The organism is Bifidobacterium platyrrhinorum (genome assembly GCF_010667645.1).
In the GTDB taxonomy this organism is placed as follows: domain Bacteria; phylum Actinomycetota; class Actinomycetes; order Actinomycetales; family Bifidobacteriaceae; genus Bifidobacterium; species Bifidobacterium platyrrhinorum.
In genome coordinates, this window is sequence record NZ_WHZV01000007.1 from 57,408 (window position 1) to 83,374 (window position 25,967).

Below are 25,967 nucleotides of genomic sequence, written 5' to 3' on the forward strand. Positions count from 1 at the left end.
GGTACTCCACGCTTATCGTAGAGTACCGGCCGAAAACGGTTCCCGTGAGTATTGGTCTCTAGTCGACTCTCGCCAGATCGGCAGCTCCGATAATGCCTGCCTTGCCGCCGGCCTTGGCTTCCAGGATGTTGGCGTGCTGGCGGTACATGCTGGCCTGTAGGTATCGGTTGAATGCGGTGCTGGCGGGGTCGAGCAGCATGCTGCCGACTTCGGCCACGCCTCCGCCTATGACGAAGGTGTCGGGATCCAGTACGGCGGACAGATTGGCCATGAGCCGGCCGAGCCAGTCGCCTAGGCGTTCGAACGCTTCGGTGGCGGTGGGGTCCCCCTGTTGGGCGGCGTCTCGCACCATGGGGCCGATGAGTTTGCCGCGGTCGTATTCGCATGCTTCGAGCAGGTGCTGTGATTGGTTAGGTCGGCGTCTGACGGCCGACCATGCGAACCGTTCCAACGCCGAACCGGAGGCGTATTGCTCCGCGCACCCGAACAGGCCGCATCCGCAGGCCTCACCGTCGGGGACCATGACCATGTGGCCGATCTCACCGGCCATGCCGAACCCGCCCCTGGCCAGATGGCCGTCGACGATGATGGCGCCGCCGACACCGGTGCCCACGGTAATCATGATCATGTCACGGGAGTCTCGGCCGGCGCCGAAGCGGTATTCTCCCCATCCGGCGGCGTTGGCGTCGTTCTCGACGACCACCTTGACCCCGTCTCCGATCAAATCTTCGATGGCATCAGCGAGCGGATACTGGTTCCATGCCGGCAGGTTCGCCGCGAAGCTGACGGTGCGTCGGTCGGACGCCACGTTGCCGGCGGCCGAAATACCGATGGCCTTGATGTCGCCCTCTTTTTTGCACTGTTGGTAGATGTCGGCCACGACGGCGTTGATGTCGGCGGCGTCCTCCGGTGTGGGCACACGCTGCAGGCAGCGGATGTTGCCTTCCTCGTCGCAGATGCCTCCGGCGATCTTTGTACCGCCGATATCAATGCCGAGCGTTTCCATGGCTGATTTTCCTTGCTGTCGAAATAGTTGTTGAAAGCTAACCGCCACTCAGTGGTTGCGGATGGCGTTGCGCAGGGGTAGGACGCTGGTGGGCGAGACGGACAGTTCGTCGAGTCCGATTTCGAGGAACGTGTCGGTCAGTTCCAGGTCCGCGCCGAGTTCGCCGCAGATGCCGCACCAGATGTCATGGCGATGCGCGGCCTCGGTGGCCATGCGGATCATGCGCAGCACGGCGGGCGAGTGCGGGTCGGCGAACCGTCCGAGGTTCGGGTTCTGCCGGTCGCAGGCCAGCGTGTACTGGGTCAGGTCGTTGGTGCCGATGGAGAAGAAATCGACTTCGGCGGCTAGTTCGTCGGCCATGATGACCGAGGCGGGCGTCTCGATCATAATGCCGACCTGGATGTGTTCGTTGAAGTCGACGTGCTCGCCGCGCAGCTCGTTCTTGACTTCGCCGAGGATTTTCTTGGCGTCGCGCACCTCCTGGACCGAGGTGATCATGGGCAGCATGATGGCGATGTTGCCGTACACGGAGGCGCGCAGCAAAGCGCGCAGCTGGACCTTGAAGATCTCCGGGCGGGTCAGGCAGATGCGGATGGCGCGGTAGCCGAGCGCGGGGTTGTCCTCGTGCTCCAGGTTGAAGTAGCCGACCTGCTTGTCCGCGCCGATGTCGAGCGTGCGGATGACGACCAGGCGGTCGCCCATCTTCTGCGCGACTTCCTTGTAGGCTTCGAACTGGAATTCCTCGGTCGGGTAGTCCTCGCTCTCCAAATACAGGAACTCGCTGCGGAACAGGCCGATGCCTTCGGCGTCGTTGGCCAGTACGGCGGTCACGTCCGAGGGGCGGCCGATGTTGGCGTACAGGCGCACCTGCTGGCCGGACTTGGTCTCGGTGGGCTTGCCCTTGAGCTCCTGCAGCAGGCGCAGGTGTTCCTCGTACTGGGCCTTCTTGCCTTGGTATTCGGTCAGCGTGGCCTCGTCCGGGTCGACGAACACCATGCCGCTGGTGCCGTCGATCACGGCGGTGTGGCCGTCGTCGGCTGGGTCAAAGGCGTCGCCGATGCCGATGATGGCGGGCAGGCCCATCGTGCGGGCCAGGATCGCGGTGTGCGAGTTCGCGGAGCCCTTGGCGGTCACGAAGCCCAGCACCTTGGCACGGTCGAGCTGCACGGTCTCGCTGGGGGCCAGGTCCTCGGCGAGGATGATGTGGCTGTCGCCGTCGCCGTCCTGCGCCCCGCTGCCGCGCTTGCCTTCGAGTACGTTGATCACGCGGCGGGAGACGTCCTTGACGTCGGCGGCGCGCGCCTGCATGTAGGAGTTGTCCATGGCGGCGAACATGGCGGCGAACTGTTCGGCGGTGCTGTTGACCGCGAACTCGGCGTTCACCTTGCTCGATGTGATCAGGTCCTCGATGCTTTCCACGTAGTCCGGATCCTGGAGCATGAGCTGGTGGGTGTCGAACAGTTCGGCCTTGCCTTCACCGAATTCGGCGGCGGTCCTGTCACGCAACTGCTTGAGCTGGTTGACGGCCGTATCACGGGCCGCGCGGAAGCGTTCCACCTCGGCCTTCGGGTCGTCGACCACGCGGCGTTCAACGGCGTGGTCGGCGGTGTCGAGCACGCGGATCACGCCGATGGCGATGCCGGCGGAGACTCCAACGCCTTGTATCGTTCTCATCACAGGTTCTCCTTGAGGAACTGCTCGAATTCGGCTGCGGCCTTGACCTCGTCGTTGCCCTGCACCTTGACGGTGACCTCGTCACCCTGCTTGACGCCGAGTCCCATGACTCCGAAGATGCGCTTGGCATCCACGGATTTGCCGTCGCGGGTGACGATGATGCTCGACTGGTATTCCTGGGCCTTGGCGACCAGCAGGCCTGCGGGGCGGGCGTGCATGCCCTCGGGGTCGGATACGGTGAACGTGAATTCCTGAGACATGATGATTCCTTTATGCGTTTGACGTGTTGCGCTTGAAGCGCCTTGTATACGTGCTGTGGTTTACAGCTGTTCGCCGTTGGTGGCGATGACCTTCTGGTACCAGCCGAAGGATTTCTTGCGGCGGCGTTCGAAGGTGCCGTGGCCTTCGTCGTCGGCGTCGACGTAGATCAGCCCGTAGCGTTTCTTGAATTCGCCGGTGCCGAAGCTGACCACGTCGATGCAGCCCCACACGGTGTAGCCCATGACCTCCACGCCGTCGAGGTCGATGGCCTTGCCGACCTGTTCGATGTGGGCGCGCAGGTAGTCGATGCGGTCGTCGTCGTCGATGGTGCCGTCCGGGTTGACGGTGTCGTATGCGCCGTAGCCGTTCTCCACGATGAAGATCGGCTTGCGGTAGCGTTCGTACAGGACGCTCAGCGCGTAGCGCAGGCCGACGGGGTCGATCTGCCAGCCCCACTTGGTGGCGGGGATGTACGTGTTGCGCACCACGCCGGCGATGCCGGAGTCGAAGTCGCCGGGGGTGGAGTCGTCGGCGGACAGGGCCATCGACATGTAGTAGCTGATGGAGATGAAATCGACCGTGCCCTCGGCGATGGCCGTCTCGTCTCCCGGCTCCATGCGCGGGGCCACGCCCTCGCGGGCCCACATGTTCCTCGCGTAGTTCGGGTATTCGCCGTTGACGTACACGTCGCCGAATACGAGCCGGTCGCGCATGGCGACTTCGGCGCGCATCACGTCGTCGGGGTTGCAGGTGGCCGGGTAGATCGGCACGATGGCCAGCATGCATCCGATCTGGAAGTCGGGGTTGATCTCGTGGCCGCGCTTGACGACCAGGGCGCTGGCGACGAACTCGTTGTGCACGGCCTGCCAGACCTTGCGCTTGCGCTCGTGGATCGTGTCCGTCTCGGAGAACCGGATACCGGAGTCGGTGTAGGCGAAGATCGGGTTGTCGAGGTTCATCTGGTTGTTGACCTCGTTGAAGGTCAGCCAGTACTTCACCTTGGTCTTGTAGCGTTCCATGACGGTGAGCGCGAACTTGACGAACAGGTCGATGAGCCTTCGGTCGGTGAACCCTCCGTATTTGAGGCTCAGATTGAGCGGCATCTCGAAGTGCGAGAGCGTCACTACCGGCTCCATGCCCTTGGCCTTGAGGTCGTCGAACAGGTCGTCGTAGAACCTCAGACCCGCCTCGTTGGGTTCGTCCTCCTCGCCGTTAGGGAAGATGCGCGACCAGGCGATGGAGGTGCGGAAGCATTTGAAGCCCATCTCCTGGAACAACGAGTCGTCGCCGCGGAAGCGGTGGTAGTAGTCGTTGCCCCAGTGGTTCGGGTAGATCTTGCCGGTCTCGACGCTATCGGTGATTTGTCGGGGCACGCCGTGCGCGCCCGCGGTCATCACGTCGGCGATGGACACGCCCTTGCCGTCTTCGTTCCACGCACCTTCGAGCTGGTGGGCGGCCACTGCGCCGCCCCACAGAAAGTTGCTTGGGAAACCCATGTTGTGTTCCTTTTCCTGATAAGCCCTGTGGGTCAGTTGATCTTCTTGTACAGCGCGATGAGCTCGTTGACCAGCAGTTTGACGGTCTCCGCGGCCATCATCTGGTCCTCGACGTGCGTCATGAGCAGGCTGACCTCGATCTTCTCGCCGGATGCCTCGCGCTGCACGAGGTTGGTGTGCAGGTCGTGGCCGGTCGCGAAGCTCTGGTCGCCGCTCTTGATGAGTTCGTCGGCCTTGTCGTATTTGCCGGCCTTGGCCGCCTGCAGCGCCTCGATGTAGTCGGATTTGGCGCTTCCCGCGGCCGTGATCATCTGGAAGCAGAGGGTCTCCCAGTCGAAGTCCTTGTTGTCTTCTGCCATTGTTACCACCCTTGGTTCGTTCGTTTGGTTGTGTTGTCTGTCTGTTTGGTGTCGGTTACTTGGAGGCGATGGCGATGGCGTGTTCGAGCACCTTGTCGCCGCGCACCATGCCGTAGTCCTGCGGGTTGATGGCTTCGACCGGCTTGCCGGGCAGCAGCTTCTTGACGTGGTCGAGCTCGTAGCGTACCTGCGGTCCGAGCAGCACGGCGTCGGCGTTCGCGGCCTTCTCCTCGACCTCGGAGATCGGGTAGGCGTCGATTTCGGCCTCGATGCCTTTGGCCTCGGCGGCGGCGCGCATCTTCTTGACCAGCATGCTGGTGGACATTCCGGCGTTGCAGCACAGTACGATCTTCATGGTGTTTTCCTTTCAGTGGGCCCCACACCGATCGTGGGGCGGTTGGTTGTTATGGGTGTTATTTAAGTGTTGATAAGGAGGGAGCCCGGCAAGGGTGGTTGCTCGTACCGGGCTCCCATGTCATCCGATCATTGCCGATCGGAAGAGTCGGGCCGTTCGGTGCGGCGGCTCAGGCCTTGGCCGCGGCGGCGGCAGTCTCGATGTCGGCGTCGTTGGCGGCCTGTTCGGCGACCCACGCCTGGTCCTGCTTCTTGACGAACGGCAGGTAGACGACCACGGAGATCACGAGGATGATGAGCTGGATGAGCGCGGCCTTCCAGCCGCCCAGCAGGAAGCCGGAGATGATCACCGGGGTGGTCCACGGCACCTGGACGGCACCGAACGGGGGCAGGAAGCCGATGTACATCGCGCCGTAGGTGATGATCATGGCGATCAGCGGGACGACGATGAACGGGATCAGGAAGAACGGGTTGAACACGATCGGCAGGCCGAAGATGACCGGCTCGTTGATGTTGAACAGGCCGGGCACGACGGACAGCTTCGACATTTCCTTCATCTGGCTGGACTTGGCCACGATCAGGCCGGCGATGAGCAGGCCGAGGGTGATGCCGGTGCCGCCGAACTTGACGAAGCAGTCGACGATCTGCGGGGTGAGGATGTGGCCGCCGTCGGCGGTGGTCACGGCCTTGCCGGCGTCCATGAGGGCCTGGTTGGCCACGGAGTTGGCGGTCAGCAGCGGGGCCATGATGCCCATGACGACGTTCGGTCCGTGGATGCCGCACCAGAAGAGGATGGAGATGAGCAGGGTGATGATGATCGCGCCGGCCCAGTTGTCGGTGAGGTTCTGCATCGGGGTCTGCAGGATCTTGAAGATGAGTTCGGTGAAGCTCACGCCGCCGAACAGCTGGCACAGGTGGTAGATGACGGCGGAGCCGAGCACCACGAAGAAGCCGGGGATCATGGCGGAGAACGCGTTGGACACGCCTTCGGGCACGGAGTCGGGCAGTTTGATCTTGAGGTTGTGCTTCATGCACTTGACGAACACCAGGCCGGACAGCAGGCCGACGATGATGGCGGTGATCACGCCGTTGCCGCCGGTCCATGAGGTGGAGATCGCGCCGGACACGGAGGCGGTGGTGCCCTCCTTGATCGCGTCGACGGTGCTGTGGTCGATGCTCACCGAGGACGGCGAGAGGATGAAGAAGGCGACCAGGGCTAGCAGACCGGAGGAGATGCCGTCTTCCTTCTCGTTGCGCGCGTAGGCGTAGCCGATGCCGACCGCGATGATGACGGCCAGGATATTGAATGTTCCGGCGGAAACCTGGTTCAGGCCGATGTTCCACTTGTCGGTCAGCAGGTTGTTCATGAAGTCCGTGTAGCCCTCGAACGGCAGGTTCGCGAGCAGCAGGAACAGCGAACCCACCAAGGTGGCCGGCATCGTGAGCACGAAGCCGTCCTTCAGAGCGGTGACCGCCTTGGTCGTCGCGAATTTCATGAAGCCGTTGAGCAGTTTGTTGCCGAACTCCTTCATTCTCGTCCTCCTTTGGACTGGTTGATGTCCCTGGACCGGCGTCCTTGTTGCCGGTCCGATTCCTCTTGTTCAGTGTCAGGTCATTCGAATGAATAGGCATAATCCGAATGACTTGACTACAATATACGAGTTTCATTCGGCTGTGTCAAATTCATTCGAATGATTTTTGGATACGGCGTGTCGCCTTCCCGAGGGAATGCCGTGAAGCGGCGCCACCCCCACCGGCGGCGCCTCTTCACGCGCATAAGGGACTACTTCAGGTCGGCGAAATTAAAAAACGTGGCCTTCTTGTAGTGGTAGTAGACCGTGCCGGCGTTGAACATGCGGCCGCTGGCCAGATAGGCGTCGTCCTCGACCACCAGGGCGGGGTCCCCTGCCGACAGGCCGAGGAGGTCGGCCCGTCCGTGATCCAGCCCTCGCGCGTATATCAGCTTGTCCGCGAAGCCCGTGCTCAGCCCCAGATCCTCGCGAATGTACGCGTAAATGGAGCCGCTGGCGATCTCCTCGTTGAGATACGGCACGAACTCCTTGAGATACAGGGCGTACTCGATGGCGAACGGTTCGTTGTCCAGCAGACGCAGGCGCGAGACGCTGTAGACCTTGGCGTCGGCGGCGCACTTGAGGCGCACGGAGTCTTCTCCTGCCTCACGCTGCTCCAGCTTGATCAGCTTGGAGGACACGGAATGGCCGGGGAACTCCGAGGTCATGCCCCTCGTGCCATTGATGTTGAGGCACCCCTCCCGCCTGTTTTCCCGCACGAACATGCCGCTGCCCTGCACCGGGTACACGTCGCCGAGCTCGGCCAGCAGAGAGATGGCATTGCGCACGCAATACCGGGTCGCGCCGAACTGCTCCATGAGCTCGGGTTCGGTGGGCAGCTTCCCCGTGTCGCGATATTTGCCCTTGTCGATCTCCACCTTGAGAATCTTCGCCAGTTCACGGTATTTCATGCACCCTCCAAAACCACATCATTCAGCCGCGCCACATCGCCGCGGCACATGTGTCCATATTATCGCATGACTCATATTCATTCGAATTGCAGACACCCCATCACCCACAATTGCATGATTCATTCGAATGAATTATTCTTAGGGAACACCATCTACAGTTCAGACGCTGATGTCGACATTCCATAGGAGAGTACGCGCATGAGAAAACCCACGCTAGTGTTCATCGACATCGACGGCACGCTGCTGGACAGCAGCCACCGCATTCCCGATTCCGCACGAGAGGAGTGCCGCCGAGCGCAACAGGCCGGGCACCGGCTGTTCATCTGTTCGGGCCGTGCGGCGCTGGACATCGATCCGCCGGTGCTCGAACTTGGGTTCGACGGCATCGTATCCGACGGCGGCGCATGCGCCAAGCTCGACGGCGAGACCATTATCGACGAGCGCATGCCCGCTGAATCCGTCCGCATGGCGACCTCGTTCTTCACCGCACACTCCATGCCGTATGCCTGGCACTGCCCCGACGGCATGCATGCCACCGAACGCTACCTGTACCGGCTCGGTATTTGGCGCAAACTGCTGCGACATCCGCAGATGCGCGGCTCCTGGCACACCATCACCGACCATTCCGCCCCTCTGCCTCCAGTCCGCAAAGGAACGTTCTACGTCCCCGAGAACGGCAGTCTTACCGTGGAAGACGTGCGTCGCGAGCTCGCTGGCTACGCGACCATTATCCACGGATCCATCAACGCTTCCAGCGACGACAACGGCGAGATCCTTATCCCCGGAGTAGACAAGGGCACGGCGCTCATGAAAGTCTCTCAACGGCTTGGATTTCCACTGTCCGACACGATCGCCATCGGCGACAGCGACAACGACCTTGAGATGATACAGACTGCCGGCATCGGCGTGGCGATGGGCAACGGCACCGAAGCCGTCAAATCAGTCGCCGACATGATTGCGCCAAACGTCGACAACAACGGTCTCGCGGCGGTACTGCACCGGCTGCTCCGTTAACATGCCACCCCGCCTCAGAAGAGAATGCTCCAGGCGGGGCTGTTCGACACACTCTCCTTCATACACGGCCCCGAGCCATGCGCTCCGTCTTCGCTTCCTGCGCCGTGCCCCGTGCCGCTCCCGGGCCGTCACCCAACAGCCGCATGATTCCAACGCAATCGCAACATCGCCTATCGTCGAAAATACAAAACCCGGCCCACGATATTTCGTGAAGCCGGGTGATGAAGTGCCCCCGGCGGGACTCGAACCCGCAAGCCGAAGCGATCGATTTTAAGTCGACTGCGTCTACCGATTTCGCCACGGGGGCCTGTGGTCGGCGGGAACCGACCGTGTCATTGTACTATGCGGCGCGTCCGTATGCCGGCGTGCGCCGCATAATCGTGTCTGGTCGCGTCACGCGGCGAGCAGACGCCGCCCGTAGTCGAGGACGATACCGTCGAGCAGGCCGTGCTCGCTGGCCACGTACGAGTCGATGGGCTCGCCGTGGTCGGCCTGCGCGGCCTCGCTCACCTTGGCGAGCACGCGGTTCCACACGACGGCGCCGCCGCCCACCACATCGATGCGCCCCGGGTGGATCGTGCGGTAGGCGCGGCGCTCCTCACGCGTCATGCGCAGGAAGCGGTCGTCGACCGCGTACGCCTCGTCCAGCGGCAGCCGGTATCCGTCGACGACGGTGTGGTCGTATTCCTCCAGCCCGATGGCGAGCGCGGTCATCGTGGTCACGGTGCCGGACACGCCGATGATGGTGCGCGCCTTGCCCGCGGGCACGGTGCGGAACGCCTCGTCGATGTGCGCGTCGATGTCCTCGACGGCCTCGGCGATCTCCTCCTCGGTGGGCGGATCGGTCCTCAGATGCCGTTCGGTCATGCGCACGGAGCCGATGTCCATCGAGTATGCGGCCTGCACCTGCGTGACGGGAGCGGTCTCGCCGTCCCCGCCGATGACGAGTTCGGTGGAGCCTCCGCCCAGGTCAACGACCAGATAGGGGGCGGGCAGTTCGCCGCGGTCGACGACCGACGTGGCGCCCAGGAAGCTCAGGTCGGCCTCCTCGGTGCCGGGGATGACCTCGGGGCGCACGCCGAGGATCGATTCGATGCCGTCCTCGAACTGCTCGCGGTTCTCGGCGTCGCGCGTGGCGGAGGTGGCGACGAAGCGGATGCCGTCGACCGGATGCTCGGCGAGGATACCCGCGAATTCGCGCGCCGCCGCGTAGGCGCGTTCCAGCGCCTCGTCGGCGAACCGGTGCGTCTTGTCGACGTCCTGGCCGAGGCGGATGACGCGCAGCTGGCGCGGCACGATCTCGGTCATGCCGTGCCCGTCGACGCGAGCGATCTTCAGTCGGATGGAGTTGGTGCCGCAGTCGATGCCCGCGACGGTCACCGCGTTGCCCATGTCGTTGCCTTCCTTCCCTATTCCAGCACGCTGCAGCGGCAGACGGCCGGATCGAATTCGTCCTTCACCCTGTCGAGGACCATGTCGCCGATCGGGTTGGCGCCGCGGCCCATGACCAGCGACTGGGCGATCAGCGCGTGCAGGCACTTGACGCGCACCGGCATGCCGCCGGCGGACGTGCCCGTGATGTGCTCCTCGTCGTCGCCGAGCCTGACGGCGATCTCGTGGCGGAACGCGAGGTACAGCTCGTGCGCGTGCGCGTAGGCGGCCTTCACGTCCTCGTCCTCGGCGACGAGACGGCTGTATTCCTGCATCACGCCCTCGGCCTCGACATGGGAGGCGGCCTTGACGGCCTCGGGGCTGGTGAGGTAGCAGGTGGTGGGGAACGGGACGCCGCCGGGCAGCAGCGGCCTGGTGACGACGGCGAGCGGACGGCCGCACACGCAACGCGCGCCCACGGCGACCATGCCGCGCGGGTACCGGCCGAGCTGGCGCTCGACGATGGCGATGTCCCCGTCGCCCGCCGGATGTTCGAGGATACGGTCCGCCAGCGCGGTCGGGTCGATATGGGTCACTGCTTGTCCTTTTCGTCGGTGGTGGTGGATTGGCTGCCGCCCTGGCCGGATCGCGCGTTCCCCTGGCTCTTGGTCAGCGGCTCGTCGGCCTTCTTGAAGGCGTACGACAGTTCACTGTACCAAGGCAGCTGCTTCGACGTGTCCGTCTCGGACTCCTGGCCGTTCTGCGTCGCGGCGTCCTGGCCGGTGACGGCCTGGGGGTTCTGCACGTGCACGGACTGTTCGCCGGGGAAGACGAAGCCGAGGCGTTCGCGCGCCTGCGCGGCGACGTAGTTCTTGTCGTTCCAGCGGGAGATGTCGTTCTCGAGGTCCTGCTTCTTGGCGATGAGCGCGGCCTCCTCGCGCTTGAGGCTGTTGAGGTGCGCGAGATCCGCGGCGTAGGTGTTGAACGTGGAGACGAGCTGGATGGCCCCCACGGCGACGATGAACAGCGAAATGAAGAAGGCGATGGGGCCGGAGTTGCCGGAACGACGGCGCTTCCCGGAGTCGGATGCCTTGTCCGTCGCCTTCGCGGTCCGGTTCCTTGTGGTCATGGAACAACAAAATACCCGTCGCGTTCGACGGAACACGACGGGTATTCGCTGCTGCGCTAGGGCCGCCCCTCATGGGGCGACGCCTCGGCACGCCGGCGAAGCGGCATCAACTCACTTGTTGATGTACTTCTTGCAGGCCTTGAAGGCGCTGTAGCCGGCGTACTTCGCGGTGGAGCCGAGCTCCTCCTCGATCTCGAGCAGGCGGTTGTACTTGGCGACGCGCTCGCCACGGGCCGGGGCACCGGTCTTGATCTGGCGGGTGTTCTTGGCGACGGCCAGGTCGGAGATGGTGGTGTCCGGGGTCTCGCCGGAACGGTGGGAGACCATGGAGGTGTAGCCGTTGGCGGTGGCCAGCTCGATGGCGTCGAGGGTCTCGGTGACGGTGCCGATCTGGTTGAGCTTGACCAGCAGGGAGTTGGCGGCGCCGAGCTCGATGGCCTTGGCCAGGCGGGCCGGGTTGGTCACGAGCAGGTCGTCACCGACGAACTGCAGGCGGTCGCCGAGCAGCTTGGTGATGGCGGTCCAGTCTTCCCAGCCCTCCTCGTTGAACGGATCCTCGATGGAGACGATCGGGTACTCCTCGATGAGCTGCTCGTAGAAGTCGAGCATGTACTGGGAGTCGCGCTCGTCGCCCTCGAAGTGGTACTTGCCGGTCTCCTTGTTGTAGAACTCGGAGGAGGCGACGTCGAGGGAGATGCCGATCTGCTTGCCCGGCTCGTAGCCGGCGGCGGAGATGGCGTCCATGATGTAGTTGAGGGAGTCCTTGTTGGACTTCATCTTCGGGGCGAAGCCGCCCTCGTCGCCGAGGCCGGTGTTCAGACCCTGCTTCTTGAGGACGTTCTTCAGGGTGTGGTAGACCTCGACGCCGGCCTGCAGGGCCTCGGAGTAGGTGTCGAAGCCGTACGGGGAGATCATGTACTCCTGGATGTCGGTGGCGAAGTCGGCGTGGGCGCCGCCGTTCATGATGTTCATGTTCGGCACCGGCAGGATGTGGCCGTTGGTGCCGCCGATGTAGCGGTACAGCGGCTCGTCGGCGGACTCGGCGGCGGCGTACAGGGCGGCCAGGGAGACGCCGAGGATGGCGTTGGCGCCCAGACGGCCCTTGTTCGGGGTGCCGTCGAGCTCGATCATCAGGTCGTCGAGGGCGCGCTGGTCGGAGGCATCCATGCCGATGACCTTCGGGGCGATCTCCTCGTTGACGGCCTTGACCGCGTTCAGAACGCCCTTGCCGCCGTAGACGGACTTGTCGCCGTCGCGACGCTCCCAGGCCTCGGCCTCACCGGTGGAGGCGCCGGACGGGACCAGGCCCAGACCACGGGCGCCGTCCTCGGTGTCCAGGACGACCTGGACGGTCGGGTTGCCGCGGGAATCGAGAATCTGACGCGCGTAGACGCTTTCAATTGCTGCCACAACTACTCCTTTAACGTTAGGTTGTGATGACATCGTCAAGAATAGTGTGATTGATGGACTACGCGCAAGGATTCCACATTGCGTGTTGTGAGCGCTCACATCCCACTGTTCACCGATATTTCGACGTTGTTTTCCATGCCGTTCGCCTTCCGGCAACGTTCCACGGTCCGGACATGGGCCCCGCGGGTACGGGCCTCCCCGCCGCCGCCCGCGTCCCACGCCACGGCCGGACGCACGGGAGGGGACGGCCCGCATCACTAGACTGGGGCCCCATGAACGACATGCACATCCGCCGCGCCGAGGCGCGCGACATCCCCGAACTGCACCGGCTGCTGCGGCAGGTGGCCGACGTCCATCACGCCGGCCGGCCCGACCTGTTCAGGGCGAACGCGACGAAATACACCGACGACGAGCTCGGCGCGATCCTCGCCGACGGGGAACGGCCGGTCTTCGGCGCGTTCGCCGACGCCGACGACGCGACGCTCTACGGCTACGCGTTCTGCGTGTTCGAGCGGCACCCCGGCAATCACGTCCTGACCGACGTCACGACGCTCTACATCGACGACATCTGCGTGGACGAGGCGGCGCGCGGCCGCCACGTGGGCACCGCCGTCTACCGCCACGTGCTCGATTTCGCCCGCGAATCCGGCTGCTACAACGTGACGCTCAACGTGTGGTCCTGCAATCCGGGCGCACAGGCGTTCTACGAGCGGATGGGCCTCAGGCCCTACAAGATCGGCATGGAGACGATTCTGTAGGAGCCGGCCAGGCAGGCCCGCATGGCCCCGCCTGGCCGGCGCACTCCCCCACCGGCCTAGCGGCGCTTGCCGCCCGGCACGTAGGCCAGATCGTTGAGCAGGTCGGACACCCAGTCCATGACCTGCTCGCCGGGCATCGGCCCCCTGCCGAGCGTGCCGGCGAACGGGGTGGGGATGATCATCTGGTGCGTGACCGGACGGTACTGGAAGCCCTTGTAGATGCGCGACATGCGCATGAGCACCGACTCGGGCGGGTCGACGCGGCCGACGCGCAGACGGTTCGACTGGGCCAGGATCTCCGAGATGCCGAGCCTGCGCGCCTTGAACTTGAGACGCGCCACGCCGAACAGCATCTCGAACTCCCCGGGCAGCGGGCCGTAACGGTCGACGAGCTCCTCGGCGAGGTCCTTGAGGTCGTTCTCGTCGCGTGCGGCGGCGAGCTTGCGGTACGCCTCCAGGCGCAGCTTGTCCGAGTCGATGTAGTCCACCGGGATCGACGCCTCGACCGGCAGGTCGATGGACACGGCCACCGGTTCGGCCGCCTTGTCCGGCTCCTTGTACTTCTCGACGGCCTCGGAGACCATGCGCACGTACAGGTCGAAGCCGACGCCCTCGATATGGCCGGACTGCTGGTCGCCGAGCAGGTTGCCGGTGCCCCTGAGCTCCAGGTCCTTCATCGCCACGTCGAAGCCCGATCCCAGCGCCGTGTTCTGCGCGATCGTCGCGAGCCTGTCGTGCGACTGCTGGGTCATCGGCTTGGACGGGTCGTACAGGAAGTACGCGTACGCGCGTTCGCGGCCGCGGCCGACGCGTCCGCGCAGCTGGTGGAGCTGCGAGAGGCCGAAGCGGTCCGCATGGTCGACGATGAGCGTGTTCGCGTTCGAGATATCCAGGCCGGTCTCGATGATCGTCGTGCACACGAGCACGTCGATGTCGCGGTGCCAGAAGTCGCGGATGATCTGGTCGAGCTGCTTCTCGCCCATCTTGCCGTGCGCGACGCCGACCTTCGCCTCCGGCACGAGCGTGTGGATCTTCTCGGCGATATGCGCGATGTCCTCGACGCGGTTATGCACGTAGAACACCTGTCCGCCGCGCAGCAGCTCGCGCCGCACCGCGGCCGTGACCTGCGCGTCCTCGTAGGCGCCCACGTAGGTGAGCACCGGCAGACGGTCCTCCGGCGGGGTGGCGAGCGTCGACATCTCACGGATGCCGGTGACCGCCATCTCCAACGTGCGCGGGATCGGCGTGGCGGATAGGGACAGCACGTCCACGTTGGTTCTGAGGGCCTTGAGCGTCTCCTTGTGCTCGACGCCGAACCGCTGCTCCTCGTCGATGATGACGAGACCCAGATCCTTGAACTTGATCTTCGGGTTGAGCAGCTTGTGCGTGCCGATGACCACGTCCACGGTGCCCTCGGCAAGTCCCTCGATGGTCTCCTTGATCTCCTTGGGTTTCTGGAAGCGGCTCATCGCCGCCACGTTGACGGGGAAGCCCTCGTAGCGTTCGGTGAACGTCTCGTAATGCTGCTGGACGAGCAGCGTGGTGGGCACGAGCACGGCCACCTGCTTGCCGTCCTGGATGGCCTTGAACGCGGCGCGCACCGCGATCTCGGTCTTGCCGAAGCCCACGTCGCCGCAGATGAGGCGGTCCATCGGGCGGGGCTGCTCCATGTCGTGCTTGACCTCGTCGATGGTGGTGAGCTGGTCGGCGGTCTCCTGGTAGGGGAACGCGTCCTCCAGCTCCTTCTGCCACGGGGTGTCCGGGCTGAACGCGAAGCCGGGGGTGCGATGGCGGGCCGAATACAGCTTCACCAGGTCGTCGGCGATCTCCTTGACGTGCTTGCGGGCCTTCGCCTTGGTGGCGACCCAGTCGGAGCCGCCCAGCTTGTTGAGCTTGGGGGCCTCGGCGCCGATGTACTTGCTCACCAGGTCGAGCTGGTCGGTGGGGATGAACAGCTTGTCCGGCGGGGCGCCCCGCTTGCTCGGCGCGTATTCGATGACGAGGTATTCGCGTGTGGTCCGGTTCGCGCCGGTGCCGATGGTGCGCTGGCGCATCTCGACGAAACGGCCGATGCCGTGCTGCTCGTGCACCACGTAGTCGCCGGTCTTGAGTTCCATCAGGTCGATGGCCTTGCGGCGGCGCTTCGGGGTCTTCGCCTGCGCCATCGCCGACGTGCGGCCGGTCAGGTCGCGTTCGGTGAGCAGGGCGGCCTTCGCCTGCCGGTCGACGAACCCGTCGACGGCCTGCGAGCGGATCGTGTCGAACCGGGTGATGCCGGTCGCGTTGACGGCGCGCTTGAGACGCGCGAGCGTGCCTTTGGCGGCGGAGGTGACCGTGACCTCGTAGCCGGCGTCGATGAGTCCCTCGATGCCGGCGGCGGCCTTCGCCTCGTCGCCGCGGTACTCCCCCGGGTTCGCGGCGTCGATCTGCACGCGACCGGGGCGCGAGGCGTCCACGGTGAAGCTGGTGAGGCGGATCACGTCGTGCCTCGAATGCTCGAGCGCGGAGATCGCCTCGTCGTAGTCGATGAAGCTCGCCTGGTCGAAGGTGATGGGCGCGCCGGCGCCGTGGCCGGACGCGGCGACGTGCCAGCTGGCGGCAAGGAACTCGTTCGCGGTCTTGGCGAGGTCCTCGGCGGCGCGGCGCAGCTTTTCCGGGTCGCCCAGCAGGACGGCCGCGCCGTCCGGCAGCATGCCGGACACCGGCTCCATGTCGTCGACGAGCGCGGGCATGAGCGATTCCATGCCCTCGACGGGAATCGCGTTGGCAATCGATTCGAGCATGTCGTCGGCGTTCGGGATCGACCCGATCAGCGATTTCGCGCGGGCGCGCACCCGGTCGGTGAGCTGCAGCTCGCGGCAGGGCGTCGCCCAGATGGTCGTGAGGCCGTCGCCGTAGGTGCGCTGGTCGGAGGCGTGGAACTCCCTGATGCCGTCGACCTCGTCGCCGAAGAACTCGATGCGCACCGGGTGGGGCGCGGTCGGCGGGAACACGTCGAGGATGCCGCCGCGCACCGCGAACTCGCCGCGGTCCATGACCAAGTCGACGCGCGTGTATGCGTTCTCGACGAGACGGTCCGCGGCCTCGTCGAGAGCGAGTTCCTCGCCCTGCGTGAAGACGAGCGGCGCGACGTCGGCGAGGCCGGCGACGACCGGTTGGATGAGCGAACGGACCGGCATGACGAGGATGCGGATGCGGCCGAACATCGGATCGGCGTCGCTCGGATGCTTCAGACGGCGGAAGACGGCCATGCGGCTGGCGACGGTGTCGGCGCGGGGGCTGAGCCGCTCGTGCGGCAGCGTCTCCCACGCCTCCAGCTGGGCGATGTCGTTCGGGTCGCCCGCGTACCAGGAGCGCAGGGCCCCCACGGTCTCCTCGGCCTCGCGACCGGAGGCGACGACGAGCACGACCGGCTTGCCGGCCTTGCCGCCCGCGCCCTGGGCGATGGCGGCGGCGAGCGCCGGCCGCAGGCCTTCGGGCATGCCGACGATAATCGGGTCGTCGATGTCGGCGGAGCCGGCGATGTTCCCCGAAACCACGTCGCGGAACGCGGCGTCGTCCGCGACGAGCCGTTCGAGCAGGCCGGCGAGCGATCCGTCGACGAGGTCGCGTTCGGATGCGGCGGCCTTCGCGGACCTGGAGTCAGCGGCCATTGAACTTCTCCTGGGTCCTGGCGAGCCCCTTGAAGATGATGTCCTCGGCGGCGTCGGCGCCGTCCATGAGGAAGTCGGGCAGCTGCCTGCGCTGGTCGGGGCCGAAGCCGCCGAGCACCCAGTTGATGGTGTTGTCGTGCGCGTTGGCGCCGCGGCGGGCGTGGCCGACGCCCATGCGCACGCGCGCGTACTTCGGCGTGCCCAGCGACTTGTCGATGGACTTGATGCCGTTGTGGCCGCCGGCCGAACCGCCGGCCTTGACCTTGATGCGTCCGAAGTCGAGGTCCATGTCGTCGTGGATGACGATGACGTGGTCGGGTTGGATCTGGTAGTAGGAGCAGATCGAGGCGACGGCGTTGCCGGAGTCGTTCATGTAGGTCAGCGGCTTGGCCAGGAAGAACTTGACGGCGCGGCCGTCGAGATGCATCGCGCCCTTGCCGAGCATGGCGAGCCCCTTGTGGTCGGAGAAGGCGACCGACCAGCGTTCCGCGAGCACGTCGGCGGTCATGAAGCCCATGTTGTGTCGCGTGTCCTCATATTTCTTGCCCGGGTTGCCCAGTCCCGCGATCAGCCAGAAATCCGATGCCATGTACGTTGCTCCTTACTCGTTTTCGACCGAACAGATTGTACCCACCACCTCAGTCAAGGCCGCCGAGGGCCCGGCCGCGGACGCTCACAGGTCCAGATACCAGTAGGACATGCCGCGCATCGTGCCGGTGGAGTCGGTGGCGGCGTCCGGCAGCTCGCCGAACCGGGTGAAGCCGAAGCGGCGCATCAGGGCGATGGAGCCGGCGTTGTCGGCGAAGATGACGCCGATGGCCTTGCGCATGCCGCGCTCCCTCGCCTCGTCGAGCAGATGGTCGAGCAGGAACGTGCCGACGCCGCGGCGGCGCCATCGCGGCGCGATGTAGTAGGCGAGGTCGGTGACGCCGTCGTACCCGGCGCGGTCGTAGAAGACGGACAGGGCACCGAAGGCGACGACCGGCCCATGGGAGGTTCCGTCGCCACGGGTGATTCCCTCGTCATCCCCGCCGTCCGCCGTCTCGACGACGAACACCCCGTAGGGCGGCTTGTGCGATTCGACCCATGCGCGGCGCTGTTCGAAGGTGCGCGGCGTCAGATCGGCGGTGGAGCCTCCTTCGACGACGGATGCGTTGTAGATGTCGGTGACGGCCCGGAGATCGGATTCGGTCGCGGCGCGGAACACATAGGGCATGGCCACAGGCTAGCATCCGGCGCGACGAATTCCGGGAAACGCCCCCATGCTCCGGATTCTGTCGCGCTGAGGCGTCATCAGCGCGACATATTCGGGGAAACGGGGACTTCCTCCCGAATATGTCGCGATGAGGCGTTGTCGGCGCGACATATTCGGGCGTATGGACCCGTTCCGCGGAATTTCCCGCGCCGCTTGAACGGCGCTGATGCGGGATGAACATGAGAAACCGCACCTCCGATCATCGAATCCGGATTACTCCAGTCCAACAATCGGGGTGCGGTTCAGAACGACCGGGACGAGAGACTCGTCACCGCTCCAGTTCGATGGCCTTGTTAAGGGCGTCCTGAAGGGCCTTCTGGGCTTCGCCGTAGGCGGTCCAGTCGCCGTCCTTCAGGGCCTGCTGGCCGTCCTTCATCGCCTGCGCGGCGTCGTTGAGCGCCTGCTGGAGCTCTGGGCTGCGCGACGTGGAGGACTGCGACCCGGACGGGGAGGACGAATCGTCCTTCTTCGACTGGTCGCCCTCGGTCTTGCCAGACGGATCCGAACCGCCGGAGACGTTCGCCGCATCCCCCGCGGAGGCGCCCGAGTCGCCGCCGAACACCTGGTCGAGCGCCTCGTCGAGCGTGTCGGCGAAGCCGACCTGGTCGCCGAACGCGACGAGCGTCTTCTTGAGCAGCGGGAACGACGTGGCGCCCGAGGACTTCACGTACACGGGCTGCACGTACACGAGGCCGCCGCCCAACGGCAGGGTGAGCAGGTTGCCGCGCACCACGTTCGTGGAGCCGGATTGCAGGAGGTTGAGCTCCTTGGACACGTCGGCGTCCGCGTTGAAGTTGTTCTGCGCCTGTCCGGGGCCGGGCACGTTGGAGTCCTTGGGCAGCTCCTGCAATCGCAATGTGCCGTAGTTCGGCCCGATCTCGCCCTTCTTCGAGCCCGCGTCGGAGTCGACGGAGAGGAATCCGGTGAGGATCTCGCGCGTCGACGTGCCGGCGGGGATGTACGAGGAGGTCAGCGAGAACACCGGCTCCTTGGTGCCGCCGGTCTGCAGCGTCAGGTAGTAGGGCGGCTGGAGGATGTCCTGGTCCTGCTGGGACTGCGGCTCGGTGGGATCGACCGGCGTCTGCCAGAAGTCCTCGCCCGAGTAGTACTGGCTGGCGGAGGTGACGTGGTACTTGGCGAGCAGCTCGCGCTGCACCTTGAACAGGTTCTCCGGGTAGCGCATGTGGCTCATGAGGTCGCCGGAGATGTCGGACAGCTGGTGGTACTGGCCAGGGAAGACCTGCTCCCACGCCCTGATGACCGGATCGGACTTGTCCCACACGTACAGGTCGACGGAGCCATCGTAGGCGTCGACGGTGGCCTTCACCGAGTTGCGGATGTAGTTCGCCTGCTGCGAGCCGAGGCCGGTCACGGTCGAGGAGCTCACGGTGGTGGAGTCCTTGGTCGCCGAGCCGAGGTCGGTCATCTGCGAGTACGGGTACGCGTCGGACGTGGTGTAGCCGTCGACGATCCACTTGACGCGGCCGTCGACCACCGCCGGGTAGACGCGGCCGTCGAGCGTGAGGTACGGGGCAACCTTGGCGACGCGTTCGCGGGGCGAGCGGTCGTAGAGAATCTGCGAGGCGGAGGTCACGCGGTCGGAGAAGAGGATCTGGTCGGAGCCGAAACGGATCGCGTACAGGAGACGCGAGAACAGGTTGCCGACGGACGGGCCGCTGTTCCCCTTGAACGTGTTGGTCGCGCCCTTCGACCCGGTCGGGTAGTCGAACTCCCATGCGGCGGTGCCTTCGGGCGCGCCGACGATCGAGTATTCGCTCATGTTGGGCGAGAAGTAGATGCGCGGCTCGTACTTCTCGGATTCGGTGAGCTTGCCCTGCGTGGGGATGCCGGATTCGAAGAACTCGGGCTGGCCGTCGGCGGTCACCTTGTTGCCGTAGGCGGCGACGACGCCGTAGCCGTGCGTGTACACGGTGTGGTCGTTCACCCAGTTGCGGTTGTCGTTGCCGGCGAGGTCGAGCTCGCGGGCGGCGATGACCGTGTCCTGGCTCTTGCCGTCCACCTCGTACTTGTCGACGGCGAGCGTGTCGGCGAACGTGTAGTACTGCTTGGACTGCTGGAGCTGCTTGAACGTCGGGGAGACGACCTGCGGGTCGAGCAGGCGGATCTGCGCCGTGGTCTCGCCCTCCGAGCTCAGCGCGCCGGATTCGCCCTTCGTGGTGGCCTTGTAGTTCTCGGTCTTGAGCTTGTCGAGGCCGTAGGCGGCGCGCGTGGCGTCGATGTTGCGCTGGATGTACGTGGATTCCATCTCCTGCGCGTTCGGGTTGACGCGGAAGCGCTGCAGCAGCGCCGGCCACACGATGGTCAGAACCATGGAGACGACGACCACGACGGCGATGGCGACGACCGGCGTACGCCATGCCTTCAGGGCGGCGGAGGCGCGCACTCCGAGCGGCTGCGCGCCCTCCAGCGCATGCGAGCGCATGAGCCACACGCCGAGCACGACGCCGAGGACCGCGATGAGCGCGGCCATGATGAACGTGACCGGGATGGTCGCGTTGACGGTGGTGTACGTGGCGCCGGTGATGCGCGAGCCCTGCTGGGTGAGGTGCGCGAACACGCCGAGCGCGGTGGAGGCGGCGAGCGCGAACATGTTGAGCATGAGCCACACGGCGATCTGGCGGCGGGCGCGCTTCGTGATGGCGAACAGTCCGCGGCCGTTCACCGGCATGGTCAGGCGGATGCCGCCCATCATCACGTGGGTGGCGACGGAGAAGACGATGCCGATGAGCAGCAGCATCGACACGGCGGACATGACGAGCCGCAGGCCCGGCAGCACGAACACGTAGAAGCCGTTGTCGAGGCCGAACTGCGGGTCCTTGACGCCGAAGCTCTGCGCGTGGAACAGGAGCAGCACGTCGGCCCAGTTCGCGTTGAACTGCGCGCCGAACACGGCACCGACGATGACCGAGATCGCGGCGGCGACGCGGCGCGCGGTCTTCGAGCTGACGGTCTGCTTCACCTCGACCACGTCGCCGTCGACGCGCACGCGGCGGCCGTCGGCGGAGTCGGGGCGGGCCCGGATCGCGAGCCACGCGGACAGGAAGCCGACGAGGCCCATGAGCAGCGCGTACGCGACCCACAGGCCGACCTTGACGCCCAGCTGCGTCCACACGACCGACTGGAAGCCGAGCTGGCCGTACCACATGAGGTCGGTGATGAAGCGCGAGAGGGCGAAGAACAGGCCGACGATGACGGCGAGCGCCAGCACGACGCCGATGAGGACCTTGGTGCCGCGGTCCACTCCCCCTCGCGGCCTTCCGGGTTTGCGCGTGATGCGCGGGAATCCGGGGCCGAACGGGGGCCGTCCCGCTCCCCCGCCGCGTCGGGCGCCGGCGTCCGCGCCGTCGTCGCCGTCCGTCTCGACGTTGATGATGATCGGATCGTCGTCGGAGCGTTCGGCGCGCCCCTGCGATCCGTTCCGACCGGACCGCCCGCGGTTGCCGCGCGGGTCGAAATCGGGGTCGAACATACCGAATATATCTGCGAATGACATGATTCCAGCCTACAAATAGGTAGGGAATGTCAATTCGCGCCCGTTCGCCCGGGGCGCAGACGCGCCGCAGTGTATCCTCGTGCGCAGGCGGTCGCCGGAAGAGGCGGCGCGAGAAGGAGTGGTGATGGCGGGACATCGGCGCGATCGGGGACGCGGCAGGTACGGAAGGTACGGCAGTGGCGTGTATCGGAAGGCGGCGCGCACGCGGCGCGGGTCCGCGGGCGTGGCGGTCGCCGTCGTGGCCGCCGTGCTCGTCGTGGCGTCGGTCGTGGCGTTCCTGTGCCTGCCGAACATCCGTCGCGGCGGTGACGCCGCGCCGACCGGCGGCTCCGGCCCGTCCTCGCTGACGCGGGGCGGGACTCCGGCGCCGGGCGACCCGGTCACGGCGAGGGCGAAGGCGCTGGTGGACGGCATGACGCTTGAGGAGCGCGTGGGCCAGCTGGTGATGGCGCCGCTGTTCGCCGGCGACGACCCGTCCGTGCTCGAGGACGCGATCTCCGGACGGCATGTGGGTTCGGTGCTCGTCATCGGCAACTGGCGCGGCGGCGTGGCCGACGTGCGACGGGCGGTCGACACCCTGCAATCGTATGCGCCACAGGGTGCGGGGCTTATCGTCGCCACCGACCAGGAGGGCGGGCAGGTGCAGCATCTGTCCGGCGCGGGCTTCGACGAGATGCCCAGCGCCGTGGAACAGGGACGCATGGATCCGGCGCGATTGCGCTCGTCCGCGGCCGGCTGGGGCGGCCAGTTGGCGCAGGCGGGCGTCAACGTCGATCTGGCGCCGGTGACGGACACGGTGGTCGGCGAACGGTCGGCGAACGATCCGATCGGCGCGCTCGACCGCGACTTCGGTCTTGACGCGGCCGGCAACGCCTCGCATGCCGCGGCGTTCGTCGAGGGGCTGCGCGACGCGGGCGTGCAGGCGTCGGTCAAGCATTATCCGGGTCTGGGCGCGGTGAAGGGCAACACCGATTTCACCGCCGAGGGCATCGTCGACACGACGACCACGGCCGACGGCGCGGAGATCTCCGCCTTCCATACGGTGATCGGCCAGGCGCGGCCGGCGATGGTGATGATGTCGCTCGCCACCTACCAGTCCATCGACGCCGCCAATCCGGCCGCGTTCTCGTCGACGATCATCGACGGCGTCCTGCGTGGACGCCAGGGCTTCGACGGCGTGGTCACCTCGGATTCGCTGTCCGCCACGGCGGTCAGCGGCACGCCGACCGACCAGTTGGGCGTGCGTCTCGTCGAGGCGGGCGGCGATCTGGCGTGCATCGGCCAGAGCGGTTACGTCACGCCGATCCTCGACGGACTGGAGGCGAAGGCGAAGGCGGACGACGCGTTCGCGGCCAAGGTCGCGCGTTCCGCCGAACGCGTCGTGCGCCTCAAGCTCCGGATGGGGCTGATGCACTGAGAACGGAGCGGCCTGCGGTGTTCCCTGTCGGGACCATTAAGGACTTGGCCTGAGCGGCCCGGAGCGTGTCCCGACAGGGAACACCGCAGGCCGTGGGCGATGCGCTAGCGGTACAGCCCGTGCTTGCCGATGTACTGGACGACGCCGTCCGGCACGAGGTACCAGACCGGTTCGTCGTGTTCGGCGCGGCGGCGCACGTCGGTGGAGCTGATCGCCAGCGCGGGGATCTCCAGCGTGTCCACCTTGCCCTCGGGCAGCCTCACGCCCTCCGGCGAGGAATAGCCGGGCCTGGTGACGGCGACGAAGTGGGCCAGGTCCCACATCTTCTCCGCGTCCTTCCACTGCATGATCTCGGCGACCGCGTCCGCACCGGTGATGAAGAACAGTTCGGCGTCGGGCCGTTGCGCGCGGATGTCGCGCAGCGTGTCGATGGTGTAGGTCACGCCGGGACGGTCGATGTCGACGCGGCTGACGGTGAACTTCGGGTTGGAGGCGGTGGCGATCACCGTCATCAGATAACGGTCCTCGGCGTTGGTCACGTGTTTGTCGAGCTTGAACACGGGACGGCCGGTGGGCACGAAGATCACCTCGTCGAGGTCGTACACCCATGCCACCTCGCTGGCGGCGACCAGGTGGCCGTTGTGGATCGGGTCGAACGTGCCGCCCATGATGCCGATGCGCGGCGTGGCGTGCCAGTTGCCGCGCGCGGACCGGCGGGTGGCGCCGCCCCGCGCGGAGGCGGGACCGGATTCGGAGCCGCCGGTGCCGGGCGCGCCCGCATTGGCCACGTTGGCCGCCGCCTCCACCGAATCGACGGACAGGTCGGACATGCGGCGTTCGCCGGGGTTCAGGCCCCCGGCATCGATGCCGGCCGCGTTCACGCGCGTCCCTCCGCCTTGCGTTCGGCCGCTTCCTCGCGCAATTCGTTGTGCTCGGCCTGTTCGGTCTCCTGTTCGATCTCCATGGCGGTGGGGCTGCCGTCCTTCGGGTCGATCTTGCCCATGTCCTCGTCCCATTCGTCCTGCACGACGCGGCGGATCTCCGCGAACGTGGGCAGCGGGAAGTCGGGCTGGTAGAGGCGGCGCACCTCGGCGACGCGCTCGGTGACGCGGATGAGCGTGTCGGTCATGCCGTCCACGTCGCCTTCGCGTTCGAGCGTGGCGAAGCGCGCGATGTACTCCTCCATCGCCTCCATGTGGGAGCGGACGGCCTTCAGCTGGTCGTCGTCCAGGTCGACGACGTCCGGCGCGTGCTCGTCGGGCCAGCCGATGAGCACGGCGTCCGCGTATTCGAGCGAGGAGCGTTGCGACGCCGAGGCGATGCCGTCCTCGATCTGCACGAGGAACACGTACCGCACGATGCTCAGGCGTTCGGCCGCGATCTTGAGCCCGCAGCGCGGGTCGTCGAGGTCGAGGTCGTCGCGCAGCTCGGTGATCGGCACGCTCATGCCGTCGTTCATGGTCTTCCCGTCGGTAGTTTCGTTCACGTCGCTCATGCGCGCACCTGCCCCCTGCCGTATCCGATCCATTTCGTGGTGGTCATCTCCCTCAGGCCCATCGGCCCGCGGGCGTGCATCTTCTGCGTGGAGATGCCGAGTTCCGCGCCGAAGCCGAACACGCCGCCGTCGGTGAACCGCGTGGAGGCGTTGACCATGACGACGGCCGAATCGATGCGCGAGGTGAACTCCTCGACGGCCGTGTAGTCCTCGGCGATGATCGATTCGGTGTGTCCGGTGGAGTGCGCGTTGATGTGGTCGATGGCCTCGTCGAGCGAGCCGACGACGCGCACGCCCATTTCGAGCGCGAGGTATTCGGTGTCCCAGTCCTCGGCGGTCGCGTGCGTGAGCAGTCCGTCCGCCGCGGCCCGCGGCGCGGCGGCGTCGATGATCGCGTAGGCGCGGTCGTCGGCGTGGAGCGTCACGCCCGCGTCGAGGAGCGCGGCGGCGGCCACGGGCAGGAACGTCGCGGCGACGCGCCCGTGCACGAGCAGTTTCTCGGCGGCGTTGCACACGCCGACGCGCTGCGTCTTCGCGTTGATGATGATCGGGACCGCCTTGGCGGGGTCGCCGGAGGCGTCCATGTAGATGTGCACGTTGCCGGCGCCCGTCTCGATGACCGGCACCTTCGAGTTCTCGACGACCGCCCGGATGAGCCCCTTGCCGCCGCGCGGCACGAGCAGGTCGATGTGGCCGCGCGCCTCCATCATGGCGGTGGCGCCCTCGCGGCCGAAGTCGTCGACGGTGGCGACGAGTGACGGGTCGAGGCCCTCCGCGCGCAGCACGTCGCCGATCACGGCGAGCGTGGCCGCGTTCGTGCGTTCGGCCGCATGGCCGCCGCGCAGGATCGCCGCGTTGCCGGATTTGAGGCACAGGGAGGCGACGTCGACGGTGACGTTGGGCCGCGCCTCGTAGATCATGCCGATGACGCCGATCGGCACGCGCGTCTGGGTCAGACGCATGCCGTTGGGCAGGTTGTAGCCGCGCACGATCTCGCCGACCGGATCGGGCAGGGAGGCGACGTGGCGCACGCCGTCGGCGGCGGCACCGACCCGCGCCTCGTCGAAGAGCAGGCGGTCGAGCTTGCCTTCGTCCATGCCGGCCGCGCGGGATGCGGCCATGTCCCCGGCGTTGGCTTCGGCGATCTCGCCGGCGCGTGCGTCGAGCGCATCCGCGACGGCGGCGAGCAGATGGTTCTTCGCGTCCGTGTCCGCCCGCGCGAGCGCCCGCTGCGCGCGTGCGGCGGCGTCGGCGCGTGCGCAGACCGCGTCGAAGACGGACTGCGGCACCGCGGCTTCCTCGTTCTTCGTCATAACCAT

At 66.2% G+C, this 25,967-nt stretch carries 22 protein-coding genes and 1 tRNA gene; 3 read left to right on the top strand and 20 right to left on the bottom strand.

The window, feature by feature from the left end; genetic code table 11:
* Nucleotides 1-58: 58 nt before the first annotated feature.
* The 8 genes from GFD21_RS08150 to GFD21_RS08185 form a co-directional block, all read right to left on the bottom strand.
* Complete coding sequence (locus GFD21_RS08150; RefSeq protein WP_163197494.1) at nucleotides 59-1,006, bottom strand: ROK family glucokinase; 948 nt, start codon at nucleotides 1,004-1,006, stop codon at nucleotides 59-61.
* A gap of 48 nt (nucleotides 1,007-1,054) precedes the next feature.
* Nucleotides 1,055-2,680: a phosphoenolpyruvate--protein phosphotransferase gene (gene ptsP / locus GFD21_RS08155; protein ID WP_163197495.1), complete on the bottom strand. Its 1,626-nt coding sequence runs from the start codon at nucleotides 2,678-2,680 to the stop codon at nucleotides 1,055-1,057.
* Nucleotides 2,680-2,940 (bottom strand): HPr family phosphocarrier protein, encoded by a 261-nt coding sequence (locus GFD21_RS08160; protein WP_100513134.1) that lies wholly within the window; start codon nucleotides 2,938-2,940, stop codon nucleotides 2,680-2,682. Before GFD21_RS08160 ends, ptsP begins: the two co-directional genes overlap by 1 nt.
* A 60-nt stretch (nucleotides 2,941-3,000) precedes the next feature.
* Nucleotides 3,001-4,437 (bottom strand): 6-phospho-beta-glucosidase, encoded by a 1,437-nt coding sequence (locus tag GFD21_RS08165; protein ID WP_163197496.1) that lies wholly within the window; start codon nucleotides 4,435-4,437, stop codon nucleotides 3,001-3,003.
* 32 nt (nucleotides 4,438-4,469) lie between these two features.
* Nucleotides 4,470-4,796 (bottom strand): PTS lactose/cellobiose transporter subunit IIA, encoded by a 327-nt coding sequence (locus tag GFD21_RS08170; protein WP_033889656.1) that lies wholly within the window; start codon nucleotides 4,794-4,796, stop codon nucleotides 4,470-4,472.
* Nucleotides 4,797-4,851: 55 nt separating this feature from the next.
* Nucleotides 4,852-5,151: a PTS sugar transporter subunit IIB gene (locus tag GFD21_RS08175; RefSeq protein ID WP_100494382.1), complete on the bottom strand. Its 300-nt coding sequence runs from the start codon at nucleotides 5,149-5,151 to the stop codon at nucleotides 4,852-4,854.
* 169 nt (nucleotides 5,152-5,320) lie between these two features.
* Complete coding sequence (locus GFD21_RS08180) at nucleotides 5,321-6,682, bottom strand: PTS sugar transporter subunit IIC (RefSeq protein ID WP_163197497.1); 1,362 nt, start codon at nucleotides 6,680-6,682, stop codon at nucleotides 5,321-5,323.
* A gap of 251 nt (nucleotides 6,683-6,933) precedes the next feature.
* Nucleotides 6,934-7,632 carry a GntR family transcriptional regulator gene (locus tag GFD21_RS08185; RefSeq protein WP_163197498.1) on the bottom strand — a complete coding sequence of 233 codons (699 nt, stop codon included), beginning with the start codon at nucleotides 7,630-7,632 and terminating at the stop codon, nucleotides 6,934-6,936.
* A 198-nt stretch (nucleotides 7,633-7,830) separates the two neighbouring features.
* On the opposite strand from GFD21_RS08185, the gene GFD21_RS08190 reads away from it, so the two are divergent.
* Nucleotides 7,831-8,646: an HAD family hydrolase gene (locus tag GFD21_RS08190; RefSeq protein WP_163197499.1), complete on the top strand. Its 816-nt coding sequence runs from the start codon at nucleotides 7,831-7,833 to the stop codon at nucleotides 8,644-8,646.
* Between the two features lie 227 nt (nucleotides 8,647-8,873).
* Here the strand turns inward: GFD21_RS08190 and GFD21_RS08195 are convergent.
* The 5 genes from GFD21_RS08195 to eno form a co-directional block, all read right to left on the bottom strand.
* Nucleotides 8,874-8,953, bottom strand: a tRNA-Leu gene (locus tag GFD21_RS08195).
* Nucleotides 8,954-9,039: 86 nt separating this feature from the next.
* Nucleotides 9,040-10,038, bottom strand: a complete 999-nt coding sequence (locus tag GFD21_RS08200) for a Ppx/GppA phosphatase family protein (RefSeq protein ID WP_163197500.1) — start codon at nucleotides 10,036-10,038, stop codon at nucleotides 9,040-9,042.
* Between the two features lie 17 nt (nucleotides 10,039-10,055).
* The gene (locus tag GFD21_RS08205; RefSeq protein WP_163197501.1) at nucleotides 10,056-10,613 is read right to left on the bottom strand and encodes a DUF501 domain-containing protein; all 558 of its coding nucleotides are present in this window, start codon (nucleotides 10,611-10,613) and stop codon (nucleotides 10,056-10,058) included.
* A complete protein-coding gene (locus GFD21_RS08210; protein ID WP_163197502.1) occupies nucleotides 10,610-11,146 on the bottom strand; it encodes an FtsB family cell division protein in 537 nt (178 codons plus the stop codon). The genes GFD21_RS08205 and GFD21_RS08210 overlap by 4 nt, the downstream gene beginning before the upstream one ends.
* Nucleotides 11,147-11,257: 111 nt before the next feature.
* Nucleotides 11,258-12,556 carry a phosphopyruvate hydratase gene (eno, locus tag GFD21_RS08215; RefSeq protein WP_163197503.1) on the bottom strand — a complete coding sequence of 433 codons (1,299 nt, stop codon included), beginning with the start codon at nucleotides 12,554-12,556 and terminating at the stop codon, nucleotides 11,258-11,260.
* A gap of 272 nt (nucleotides 12,557-12,828) precedes the next feature.
* Between eno and GFD21_RS08220 the strand changes: the two genes are divergently transcribed.
* Entirely contained in the window at nucleotides 12,829-13,314 is a 486-nt protein-coding gene (locus GFD21_RS08220; protein WP_163197504.1) for a GNAT family N-acetyltransferase, read from the top strand.
* A 56-nt stretch (nucleotides 13,315-13,370) separates the two neighbouring features.
* On the opposite strand, the gene mfd is transcribed toward GFD21_RS08220, so the two are convergent.
* From mfd to GFD21_RS08240, 4 genes are all read right to left on the bottom strand, one after another.
* Nucleotides 13,371-16,967 (bottom strand): transcription-repair coupling factor, encoded by a 3,597-nt coding sequence (mfd, locus tag GFD21_RS08225; protein WP_163197505.1) that lies wholly within the window; start codon nucleotides 16,965-16,967, stop codon nucleotides 13,371-13,373.
* On the bottom strand, nucleotides 16,957-17,556 hold the full coding sequence (gene pth / locus GFD21_RS08230; protein ID WP_163197506.1) for an aminoacyl-tRNA hydrolase: 600 nt from the start codon (nucleotides 17,554-17,556) through the stop codon (nucleotides 16,957-16,959). Before pth ends, mfd begins: the two co-directional genes overlap by 11 nt.
* An 84-nt stretch (nucleotides 17,557-17,640) precedes the next feature.
* On the bottom strand, nucleotides 17,641-18,183 hold the full coding sequence (locus tag GFD21_RS08235; protein WP_163197557.1) for a GNAT family N-acetyltransferase: 543 nt from the start codon (nucleotides 18,181-18,183) through the stop codon (nucleotides 17,641-17,643).
* Nucleotides 18,184-18,490: 307 nt separating this feature from the next.
* The gene (locus tag GFD21_RS08240) at nucleotides 18,491-21,736 is read right to left on the bottom strand and encodes a UPF0182 family membrane protein (protein WP_163197507.1); all 3,246 of its coding nucleotides are present in this window, start codon (nucleotides 21,734-21,736) and stop codon (nucleotides 18,491-18,493) included.
* A 181-nt stretch (nucleotides 21,737-21,917) separates the two neighbouring features.
* Here GFD21_RS08240 and GFD21_RS08245 point away from each other — a divergent pair, with 181 nt between their 5' ends.
* Nucleotides 21,918-23,153, top strand: a complete 1,236-nt coding sequence (locus GFD21_RS08245) for a glycoside hydrolase family 3 N-terminal domain-containing protein (protein WP_318643749.1) — start codon at nucleotides 21,918-21,920, stop codon at nucleotides 23,151-23,153.
* Nucleotides 23,154-23,257: 104 nt separating this feature from the next.
* Here GFD21_RS08245 and nadD read toward each other — a convergent pair whose 3' ends face one another.
* From nadD to GFD21_RS08260, 3 genes are read right to left on the bottom strand one after another with little or no spacing between them, the layout of a single operon-like run.
* Nucleotides 23,258-23,983: a nicotinate-nucleotide adenylyltransferase gene (nadD, locus tag GFD21_RS08250; protein ID WP_163197558.1), complete on the bottom strand. Its 726-nt coding sequence runs from the start codon at nucleotides 23,981-23,983 to the stop codon at nucleotides 23,258-23,260.
* Nucleotides 23,984-24,030: 47 nt separating this feature from the next.
* A complete protein-coding gene (locus GFD21_RS08255; protein ID WP_163197560.1) occupies nucleotides 24,031-24,600 on the bottom strand; it encodes a phosphoribosylglycinamide synthetase in 570 nt (189 codons plus the stop codon).
* A gap of 44 nt (nucleotides 24,601-24,644) precedes the next feature.
* Nucleotides 24,645-25,961, bottom strand: a complete 1,317-nt coding sequence (locus tag GFD21_RS08260) for a glutamate-5-semialdehyde dehydrogenase (RefSeq protein WP_191996906.1) — start codon at nucleotides 25,959-25,961, stop codon at nucleotides 24,645-24,647.
* Nucleotides 25,962-25,967: the final 6 nt, after the last annotated feature.

Coding starts and splice junctions, on each gene's coding strand:
- GFD21_RS08150 (WP_163197494.1), bottom strand. CDS start 1,006: ATGGAAACGCTCGGCATTGATATCGGCGGTACAAAGATCGCCGGAGGC.
- ptsP (WP_163197495.1), bottom strand. CDS start 2,680: ATGAGAACGATACAAGGCGTTGGAGTCTCCGCCGGCATCGCCATCGGC.
- GFD21_RS08160 (WP_100513134.1), bottom strand. CDS start 2,940: ATGTCTCAGGAATTCACGTTCACCGTATCCGACCCCGAGGGCATGCAC.
- GFD21_RS08165 (WP_163197496.1), bottom strand. CDS start 4,437: ATGGGTTTCCCAAGCAACTTTCTGTGGGGCGGCGCAGTGGCCGCCCAC.
- GFD21_RS08170 (WP_033889656.1), bottom strand. CDS start 4,796: ATGGCAGAAGACAACAAGGACTTCGACTGGGAGACCCTCTGCTTCCAG.
- GFD21_RS08175 (WP_100494382.1), bottom strand. CDS start 5,151: ATGAAGATCGTACTGTGCTGCAACGCCGGAATGTCCACCAGCATGCTG.
- GFD21_RS08180 (WP_163197497.1), bottom strand. CDS start 6,682: ATGAAGGAGTTCGGCAACAAACTGCTCAACGGCTTCATGAAATTCGCG.
- GFD21_RS08185 (WP_163197498.1), bottom strand. CDS start 7,632: ATGAAATACCGTGAACTGGCGAAGATTCTCAAGGTGGAGATCGACAAG.
- GFD21_RS08190 (WP_163197499.1), top strand. CDS start 7,831: ATGAGAAAACCCACGCTAGTGTTCATCGACATCGACGGCACGCTGCTG.
- GFD21_RS08200 (WP_163197500.1), bottom strand. CDS start 10,038: ATGGGCAACGCGGTGACCGTCGCGGGCATCGACTGCGGCACCAACTCC.
- GFD21_RS08210 (WP_163197502.1), bottom strand. CDS start 11,146: ATGACCACAAGGAACCGGACCGCGAAGGCGACGGACAAGGCATCCGAC.
- GFD21_RS08220 (WP_163197504.1), top strand. CDS start 12,829: ATGAACGACATGCACATCCGCCGCGCCGAGGCGCGCGACATCCCCGAA.
- mfd (WP_163197505.1), bottom strand. CDS start 16,967: ATGGCCGCTGACTCCAGGTCCGCGAAGGCCGCCGCATCCGAACGCGAC.
- pth (WP_163197506.1), bottom strand. CDS start 17,556: ATGGCATCGGATTTCTGGCTGATCGCGGGACTGGGCAACCCGGGCAAG.
- GFD21_RS08235 (WP_163197557.1), bottom strand. CDS start 18,183: ATGCCCTATGTGTTCCGCGCCGCGACCGAATCCGATCTCCGGGCCGTC.
- GFD21_RS08240 (WP_163197507.1), bottom strand. CDS start 21,736: ATGTCATTCGCAGATATATTCGGTATGTTCGACCCCGATTTCGACCCG.
- nadD (WP_163197558.1), bottom strand. CDS start 23,983: ATGTCCGACCTGTCCGTCGATTCGGTGGAGGCGGCGGCCAACGTGGCC.
- GFD21_RS08255 (WP_163197560.1), bottom strand. CDS start 24,600: ATGAGCGTGCCGATCACCGAGCTGCGCGACGACCTCGACCTCGACGAC.
- GFD21_RS08260 (WP_191996906.1), bottom strand. CDS start 25,961: ATGACGAAGAACGAGGAAGCCGCGGTGCCGCAGTCCGTCTTCGACGCG.